At 57.2% G+C, this 8,445-nt stretch carries 6 protein-coding genes; all 6 read left to right on the top strand.

The annotated features are described in order from the left end of the window. The coding region (gene sucB, locus HMPREF2820_RS04750; protein WP_070603041.1) for a 2-oxoglutarate dehydrogenase, E2 component, dihydrolipoamide succinyltransferase at window positions 1–1,469 on the top strand (1,469 nt) is incomplete at its 5' end. Between the two features lie 569 nt (window positions 1,470–2,038). Then, window positions 2,039–3,664, top strand: a complete 1,626-nt coding sequence (locus HMPREF2820_RS04745; protein ID WP_016423042.1) for an inorganic phosphate transporter — start codon at window positions 2,039–2,041, stop codon at window positions 3,662–3,664. A 152-nt stretch (window positions 3,665–3,816) separates the two neighbouring features. Continuing rightward, window positions 3,817–4,620, top strand: a complete 804-nt coding sequence (gene lipB / locus HMPREF2820_RS04740) for a lipoyl(octanoyl) transferase LipB (RefSeq protein ID WP_049192903.1) — start codon at window positions 3,817–3,819, stop codon at window positions 4,618–4,620. Between the two features lie 9 nt (window positions 4,621–4,629). After that, window positions 4,630–5,688 carry a lipoyl synthase gene (gene lipA, locus HMPREF2820_RS04735; protein ID WP_070603040.1) on the top strand — a complete coding sequence of 353 codons (1,059 nt, stop codon included), beginning with the start codon at window positions 4,630–4,632 and terminating at the stop codon, window positions 5,686–5,688. Window positions 5,689–5,781: 93 nt separating this feature from the next. Next, complete coding sequence (locus HMPREF2820_RS04730) at window positions 5,782–6,561, top strand: DUF4191 domain-containing protein (protein WP_070603038.1); 780 nt, start codon at window positions 5,782–5,784, stop codon at window positions 6,559–6,561. 264 nt (window positions 6,562–6,825) lie between these two features. Next, window positions 6,826–8,445, top strand: coding sequence for an aspartate:alanine exchanger family transporter (locus HMPREF2820_RS04725; RefSeq protein WP_188015579.1), 1,620 nt, complete (start codon window positions 6,826–6,828; stop codon window positions 8,443–8,445).

Here is an 8,445-nt window from a genome sequence, read left to right as displayed (position 1 = left end):
TCTACGACGAAGACGACACCGTTGACGTCGGCGAAGTCATCGCTCGCGTTGGCGATGCAGACGCTGCTCCGGCCGCCAAGGAAGAGGCCGAGGAGGCATCTGCCGCAGTCGAGAAGGACGAGGAGCCAGTAAAGGCTAACGAGGAGACTGAGGAAGACTCCACTGACGTTGACGCTGGCGACGCTACTGACGTTGAGATGCCGGAGCTCGGCGAATCCGTCACCGAAGGCACCATCACCACCTGGCTGAAGAAGGTCGGCGACACCGTCGAGGTCGACGAACCGTTGCTCGAGGTTTCCACCGACAAGGTCGACACCGAAATTCCTTCCCCGGTCGCAGGCACCCTGCTCGAGGTCCTCTACGACGAAGACGACACCGTTGACGTCGGCGAGGTCATCGCTCGCGTTGGCAGTGGCCAGCCAAAGAAGGCTGCACCGAAGAAGGAAGCTCCAAAGGCTGAATCCAAGCCGGAGCCGAAGAAGGAAGAGCCGAAGAAGGAGACTCCGAAGGCTGAGGCTCCGAAGGCTGAATCCAAGCCTTCCGCTAACAAGGACGTTCCTTACGTCACCCCGCTGGTCCGCAAGCTGGCTGACAAGCACGGCGTTGACCTGACTAAGGTCGAGGGCTCTGGAATCGGCGGCCGCATTCGTAAGCAGGATGTTCTGCGCGCTGCCGAGGGCGGCCAGGAGACTACTGCTGAGTCCGGCTCCAACTGGTCCACCAAGGGCGTTCGCCCTGAGCTCGCTGAGCTGCGCGGCACCACCCAGCGTGTCAACCGCATCCGCGAGATCACCGCTGCCAAGACCCTCGAGTCTCTGCAGACTTCCGCACAGCTGACCCAGGTCCACGAGGCCGATATGACTGCCATCTGGGATTTGCGCGCTACTAAGAAGGCTGAGTTCGAGAAGAAGCACGGCGCAAAGCTGACCTTCCTGCCATTCTTTGCAAAGGCAATCGTTGAGGCTCTGGTCAGCCACCCGAACGTCAACGCTTCCTGGAACGAAGAGACCAAGGAGATTACCTACCACGAGCAGGTCAACCTGGGTATCGCTGTCGATACCGAGCGTGGTTTGCTCTCCCCGGTCATCCACAACGCTCAGGATATGTCCCTGCCGGAGCTGGCTGCTGCTATTGCGGACATCGCAGACCGCGCTCGCAACAACAAGCTGACCCCGAACGACCTGTCCGGCGGCACCTTCACCATTACCAACATCGGCTCCGAGGGCGCTCTGACCGACACTCCGATTCTGGTTCCGCCGCAGGCCGCAATGGTCGGCACCGGCGCGATTAAGAAGCGCGCAGTAGTCGTCACCGAGAATGAGGCAGATGCCATTGGTATTCGCGCCATGGTCTTCCTGCCAATTACCTACGATCACCGCCTGATTGACGGCGCTGATGCAGGTCGCTTCATGACGACCGTTGTTGATCGCCTCGAGGTTGCTAACTTCGAATCGGATTTGCAGCTCTAAGCAGCTTGCTCCCGTCCTGGGGTAGTAGCGCCGCGGGAAGCTAGCTGGCTTGCTAGCAGGAGGTTCTACCTCTTCCCTGCCCGCGTTAGTCGCACTTTGCGGCTGACGCGGGTATTTCTTTTGCCGCATTCGTCCCGCAGTTGAACCTAATCAGCGATTCCTTCAAATGCGCAGGCCCCCTATTCTTGGCTAGTGCTCAGATTTCACGTAGCCACACATAGCTAGCAAAGGCTCCATCGGCACAAAGAATTAACGTGCTGTTATTGCGCCGTTAAGCCATTAGCAGACAGCGGGAGGGTCGAACCGAAAGCAAAGCTGCAAGTAGCAAATGCGCATACTTTTTGTCCTGCCGAAATGCGAGAACACCACACACCCCCGCACACAGTTCCGGCTATCGCTTTCAGCTACACCGACGAGAGCTGAAGATAGCGATAATTAAATTCATTATTTGTTAACCTCGCCGTCACCTAGTTAGCAATTAGCCTTTACCAATCTAAGAAATCATTAGACAGCGGGCTTCTTTGGCGTGCCTATTTTTGCTCTCTGTACGTAACTTAGAAAGGTGGAGCATGTCCTCGGCTCCAGCGAATACTAGTTCGTCGACCGGGACCACATCATCTGAGCAATCGAGCTCCTCAGATAAGTGGTGGCACCTCTTCTTCGGCGGGCTTCTCGCAATCAACATCGTAATTTTTGTCTTCTGGGCTTATGACTTTGTGGGCCCGCAGGCAAATACGGCAATCCTTCTGATTACCATCGCGTTCGCCGTCTTCATGGCGTTCAACATCGGCGGTAACGACGTTGCTAACTCCTTCGGTACTTCAGTCGGTGCCGGCACCCTGAGCATGAAGCAGGCGCTTGTTGTCGCTTCAGTCTTTGAGGTTTCGGGCGCCGTCCTCGCTGGTGGCGAGGTTACTGACACCGTCCGTTCCGGCATTGTGGACCTGAACGCAATCCACGGTTTGGACCCGATGGAGTTCGCCTTCATCATGATGTCCGCGCTTCTCGGCGCGGCAGTGTGGCTCCTCGTTGCCACCCGCATGGGTTGGCCAGTCTCCACTACCCACTCCATCGTCGGCGGTATCGTCGGTGCCGCACTGACGGTCGGTTTCATCACCGGCAAGGGTGGCTGGAGCATGGTCCAGTGGGATCAGATTGGTCAGATCGCCGTTTCCTGGGTCCTCTCTCCGCTCCTCGGCGGTTTGGTCGCGTTCCTCCTGTTCGGCGGCATTAAGAACTCGATTCTCGTCTACAACGACAAGGCTTCCAAGCAGCTGCAGGCCATCCACCAGGAAAAGGCGGACCTCAAGGCGCAGCACCGCGACGACTTCGAAAAGCTCCCTGAGCACGATCAGATCTCGTACACCAACGCGATGCTTCGCGACGCGACGACGATGCGTGACAACGACTGGACTCCGGATGACCTGGAGTCTGAGTACTTCCGCAAGCTCGTCCACATCGAATCCAAGGTTGATGATGTCCGCGCTCACCGTGCGCTGGAAGCTTGGGTTCCGGGTCTAGCAGCCCTGGGCTCTATTGTCATCTCCGCGATGATGCTGTTCAAGGGTCTGAAGAACCTTCACCTAGGGCTTTCCAGCCTGGACAACTTCCTGATTATGGGCATGATCGCCACCGCAGTGTGGCTTGCCGTTTACATCTTCGCGCGTACTTTGAAGCGTCAGGATTTGGATCGTTCCACCTTCCTGCTGTTCAGCTGGATGCAGGTCTTCACCGCTGCTGCGTTCGCTTTCTCCCACGGCTCGAACGACATCGCTAACGCGCTTGGCCCGTTCGTGGCAATTCTGGATGTTCTCCGTACCAACGAGATCTCTTCCGAGTCCGGCGTCCCGCTGGCAGTCATGACCACCATGGGTGTCGCTCTCATCTCCGGTCTGTGGTTTATCGGCCGCTTCGTTATCAAGACCGTCGGATCCGGCCTGACTGAGATCCACCCAGCATCGGGTTTTGCCGCAGAGCTTTCCGCTGCTGTGGTCGTTATGATTGCTTCCCTGCTGGGTCTGCCGGTTTCCTCCACCCACATTCTGATTGGTGCCGTTCTCGGTGTCGGTATCGTTAACCGTGCCGCTAACTGGAACCTGATGAAGCCGATTGGTTTGGCCTGGGTTATTACCCTTCCGGCCGCTGCAGGTATCTCGGCAATCACCGTTTCCATCCTCCGCGTCGTCTTCGGTTAAGCCCACAAAAGCACGCCACTTTTACCCCAGCGGTCACTTTCTAGTGACCACCGGGGTATTTTTACGTCTGGCGCTATCCAAGTAAGTTTGGCGCTATCCAAGTAACAAGTAATCTGAGGCCTACAGAATTTCGGCGTATCCTATAGGCCACCATGACTGCCCCAAGAAAACCTTTTACTCGCGCAGATAAATCCATTCGGGAATCAAGCTCCGACATCGAGATTCAACATCTCGGCCTTGTCGACTACGAAGAGACCTGGCACCTACAGGCAGACCTTGCTGCCAAGCGTGCGAAAGACCTAATTCCAGATCAGGTTCTCGTGCTTGAGCACCCGAGTCTTTACACAGCAGGAAAGCGCACCCAGCCGGAGGACCGTCCTACCAATGGGTTGCCGGTCGTCGATGTCGACCGCGGTGGCCGCATCACCTGGCACGGCCCGGGCCAGCTTGTGATGTATCCCATCATCAAGCTCGCTCAGCCGGTCGATGTGGTGGACTACGTCCGCAGACTGGAAGAAGCCCTCATTCAAACCGTTCGCCGAGCCGGCATCGCGGCTGCTGGCCGCATCGATGGCCGCTCGGGGGTATGGGTTCCCGCATCAAACGGACTGAGCGACCGAAAGATTGCGGCACTGGGAATCCGCGTGACCCATGGTGTAACCATGCACGGACTCAGTCTGAACTGCGACAACTCTATGGAGTTCTACAACTACATCATCCCGTGTGGCATCTCCGATGCTGGAGTGACCGCCCTATCCCGGGAGCTTGACCGAAATGTTAGCGTGTCAGAGATGACAGAGCCGCTTCTGGCAGATTTGCAAGATGCTTTGGAAGGCCGTTTGACCGTTGCCGACCATTCCTTCGGCTCCGCGCCCGACCCCACGAAGGACCTGCCACACCGGGTGAAGCACAACTCCACCACCGGCATATTCGAGTACTCATCAACAAAAGAGTAGGATGAAACTGTGACTGTTAAGCCAGAAGGACGTAAGTTACTGCGCGTCGAGGCACGAAATGCCGAGACCCCTATCGAGAACAAGCCCCGGTGGATTCGCAACCAGGTTCGTCCGGGCCCCAGCTACAAGGACATGAAAAACCGTGTCTCGGGTGCCTCTTTGCACACGGTCTGTCAGGAGGCTGGCTGCCCGAACATTCACGAATGTTGGGAAGACCGCGAGGCCACCTTCCTCATCGGCGGCGATAAGTGCACCCGCCGCTGCGACTTCTGCCAGATTAACTCAGCCAAGCCCGACCCATTGGATAAGGATGAGCCGCGTCGTGTTGCGGAATCCGTCCGCGAGATGGGTCTTCGTTACGCCACTATCACCGGTGTCGCCCGCGACGATCTGCCCGACGGTGCATCCTGGCTCTACGCTGAGACCTGCCGCCAGATCCACGAACTCAACCCGAATACCGGAGTCGAGCTCCTTGTCGATGACTTCCGTGGCGACGAATCTGCAGCACAGCAGGTCTTCGATGCCAAGCCTGAGGTTTTCGCCCACAACGTGGAGACGGTGCCTCGTATCTTCAAGCGCATCCGCCCCGCATTCCGCTACGAGCGTTCCTTGGAACTCATCACTCGCGCTCGCGAAGCTGGACTGGTTACCAAGTCCAACCTCATCCTGGGCATGGGCGAAACCTATGACGAGATCATCTCCGCTATGCAGGATTTGCACGATGCCGGCTGCGATATTCTGACGATTACTCAATACCTCCGCCCCACTCCACTGCACCATCCAATTGAACGTTGGGTTAAGCCGGAGGAGTTCGTCAAGCTCTCCAAGACCGCTGAAGAGATGGGCTTTGCCGGCGTCATGTCCGGCCCGCTGGTCCGCTCTTCCTACCGCGCTGGACGGCTCTACGCCCGCGCACTGGCGCACCGCGGTCAGGAACTGCCGGCGCATCTGTCCGCGCTTGCCGACGACAACGACAACAACCTCGCGCTTCAGGAAGCCTCGACTCTGCTCGACCGCTATGGCGCATCGGAGGATACGCCAGTCACTTCGACTATTCCGGCTTCCTAGAGGCCGACGGCCGCAGCGCCGTCGTAAAGCGAAACGGCGCTACGGCGCGGTCTATTGCCTAAAACTACATCGCATGCCCTAAAGTTGGTGATTATGGCGACCAATGATGCGAAAGAAATGAAGAAGGCGAACCGCGCCGCCAAGCGCGCTCAGCGTAAGCAGACTCGTAGCCAGATGTGGCAGGCGTTTAAGCTGCAGCGCTCGCGGGACAACAAGCTCGTGCCTTACATGGCACTGGGCTTCTTCGGTCCAATTATCCTGCTGTTACTGCTTGGTCTGCTCATTGGTGGAGTCTGGCCCTGGGTTCTGACGATTATTGGTATCTCGATCGGCTTTATGGTCGCGATGTACATCTTCTCTAAGCGTCTTGAGGCGTCCTTCTACACAGAGGCGGAAGGCCAGGCCGGCGCTGCGGCGTGGACGCTGGACAATATGCGTCAGGGCGTTGGCTATGTCTGGCACGTCAAGACTGGTGTTGTCGCTAATCAGCACATGGATGCTATTCACCGTGTTATTGGTAACGCCGGTGTTGTGCTGGTCGGTGAAGGTGATCCGAACCGCGTCAAGCAGATGATTGCTCGTGAGAAGAAGTCGCTGGCACGCATTGCGGGCGAAGCTCCGATTTACGACATGATTGCTGGTAGCGACGAGGGCCAGGTCCCGCCGAAGAAGCTGCAGCGCGAACTCATGCGTTTGCCGCGCAACCTGAATAAGGATCAGGCCAACGCTCTGAATGAGCGCATCCAGTCGATGGACCGTATTCGCGATGCGCGCGCGAACATGCCCAAGGGTCCAATGCCGAAGGGCGCTAACCCACAGGCCGGCATGAACCGTCGTGCGCGCCGTGCCGCCAATCGCGGCAAGAAGCACTAGAGGTTTTAGCTAGGTTTCACCAGGGTCGGTTGCTCGGGCAACCCGCCGAGGGGCAATCTAGGTTGAAGCAGAAAAAGGGGCTTTCGAGCCCCTTTTTTGTGCTCTAAAGCTTTAAAACGAAGACTAAAGCCATGACTTCAAACACAGTTATTGATGTCTTGTTGAAGTGATTGCTCTCACTTATCACGCTGTCAGCAAAGGTCATATCCTTGCTGGAAACAATGCTTAATGAAGATTACTGCTAGTTGTGCCACCATGGGATATGTGCAACTCTTGGCTGAAAATGAACTCTTAGCGCTTCTAGTGATTTTGTTTCTTGGCCTGGCAATTGGCCAGATCAAGATCTTCGGCTTCAAGCTTGGCGTGGCTGCCGTCCTCTTCGTCGGCCTTATCCTCGCGACTATTGAGCCGGAAATTCAAATCTCCCCGTTGATTTACATCGTGGGCCTGGCATTATTCGTCTACACCATCGGGCTGGAGGCGGGCCCCGAGTTCTTCAGCTCGTTACGCTCGCGCGGCATCAAGCACAACCTGTTCGGCATTGGTGTGCTCGCAGTTGTCACCATCGAGTCTTTCCTGCTGATCAAGTTTTTGCCTATCGATCCGGTGGAAGGCGCAGGCGCCTTCACAGGCGCCCTGACCAACACCCCGGCTATGGCAGCAATCGTCGATGCTCTTCCTAGCCTCATTTCGGATAAGGGCGAGCTGGCCGCTGCGCACGATATGCCGGTGATTGGTTACTCCCTGGCCTACCCAATCGGCGTGCTGGCAGTGATTGCCTCTATCGGTATTATGTCGAAGGTCTTCCGTGTCGATCACGACCAGGAAGCTATTGACGCAGGTGTCGCCGCGCTTCCGCTGCATACTCGGGACATCAAGATCCTCAAGGACGACCTGCCTTCCATCACTGACCTTCCGTCGAAGTTCGGTTTGGACATTACGGTTTCACGCATTGAGTACAAGGGCCACCTCTACATCCCATCACCGGGTGACACTGTCTCCGTCGGCGATATTATTTCCGTCGTCGGTACAGAGGAAGAAATTGCTCGTGCCGCCGAGCACCTTGGCGAGCTTATGCCAGGCGATCCGACACACGACGGCCGCCTGGACTTCCGCCGCATCTTCGTCTCTGCATCTGACGTGGTTGGCGTACCCATCGCGGAGCTTCAGACTCGCATGGACGGTATGATCATTACGCGTATCCGCCGCGGCGACCACGACATCGTCGCGGAACCAAACATGCGCCTAGAGCTTGGTGATCGCGTCCGCGTAGTTGCACCGCCAGAGAAAATCAAGGACGCAACAAAGTTCTTCGGCGACTCCTACAAGAAGCTTTCCGACGTCAACCTCTTGCCGCTCACCCTTGGGCTTACGCTGGGTGTCTTGGTGGGTCTCATCAAGATTCCGCTTCCGGGCGGCAGCTCGTTAGCCCTGGGATCTGCTGGTGGCCCACTGGTTGTGGCGCTGATCCTGGGTGCTGTCGGTCGCACTGGCCCGTTGGTTTGGCCTATCCCCTACTCGGCCAACCTGGCGTTCCGCACCATGGGTCTAGCACTGTTCCTGGCTGGTATCGGCACCACTGCTGGTAAGGGATTCCAAGCTGCGTTGTCTGACCCGGCATCACTGACAGTTCTGGGTCTTGCCGCCATCATCGCGTTTAGCTCCGCACTATTGACCCTCATTGTCGGTCACCGTGTGCTGAAGATTCCATTCGGCCAAACTGCGGGTATCCTCTCGGGCTTGCAGACTCACCCGGCAGTGCTCTCATACGTCAACGACCAGGCCAAGAACGAGTTGCCGGCAATGGGATACACAACGGTGTATCCAATGGCAATGATCATGAAGATTATTCTCGCCCAGGTCCTGGTCGTGTTGGTGCTATAG

It is taken from the genome of Corynebacterium sp. HMSC064E08 (genome assembly GCF_001811805.1).
Taxonomy (GTDB): Bacteria; Actinomycetota; Actinomycetes; order Mycobacteriales; family Mycobacteriaceae; genus Corynebacterium; species Corynebacterium jeikeium_D.
This window is presented reverse-complemented; position numbering and strand designations above follow the sequence as displayed.

Excerpts from the sequence above, each read along its gene's own strand:
- HMPREF2820_RS04745 (WP_016423042.1), top strand. The coding sequence starts at position 2,039 with ATGTCCTCGGCTCCAGCGAATACTAGTTCGTCGACCGGGACCACATCA.
- lipB (WP_049192903.1), top strand. The coding sequence starts at position 3,817 with ATGACTGCCCCAAGAAAACCTTTTACTCGCGCAGATAAATCCATTCGG.
- HMPREF2820_RS04730 (WP_070603038.1), top strand. The coding sequence starts at position 5,782 with ATGGCGACCAATGATGCGAAAGAAATGAAGAAGGCGAACCGCGCCGCC.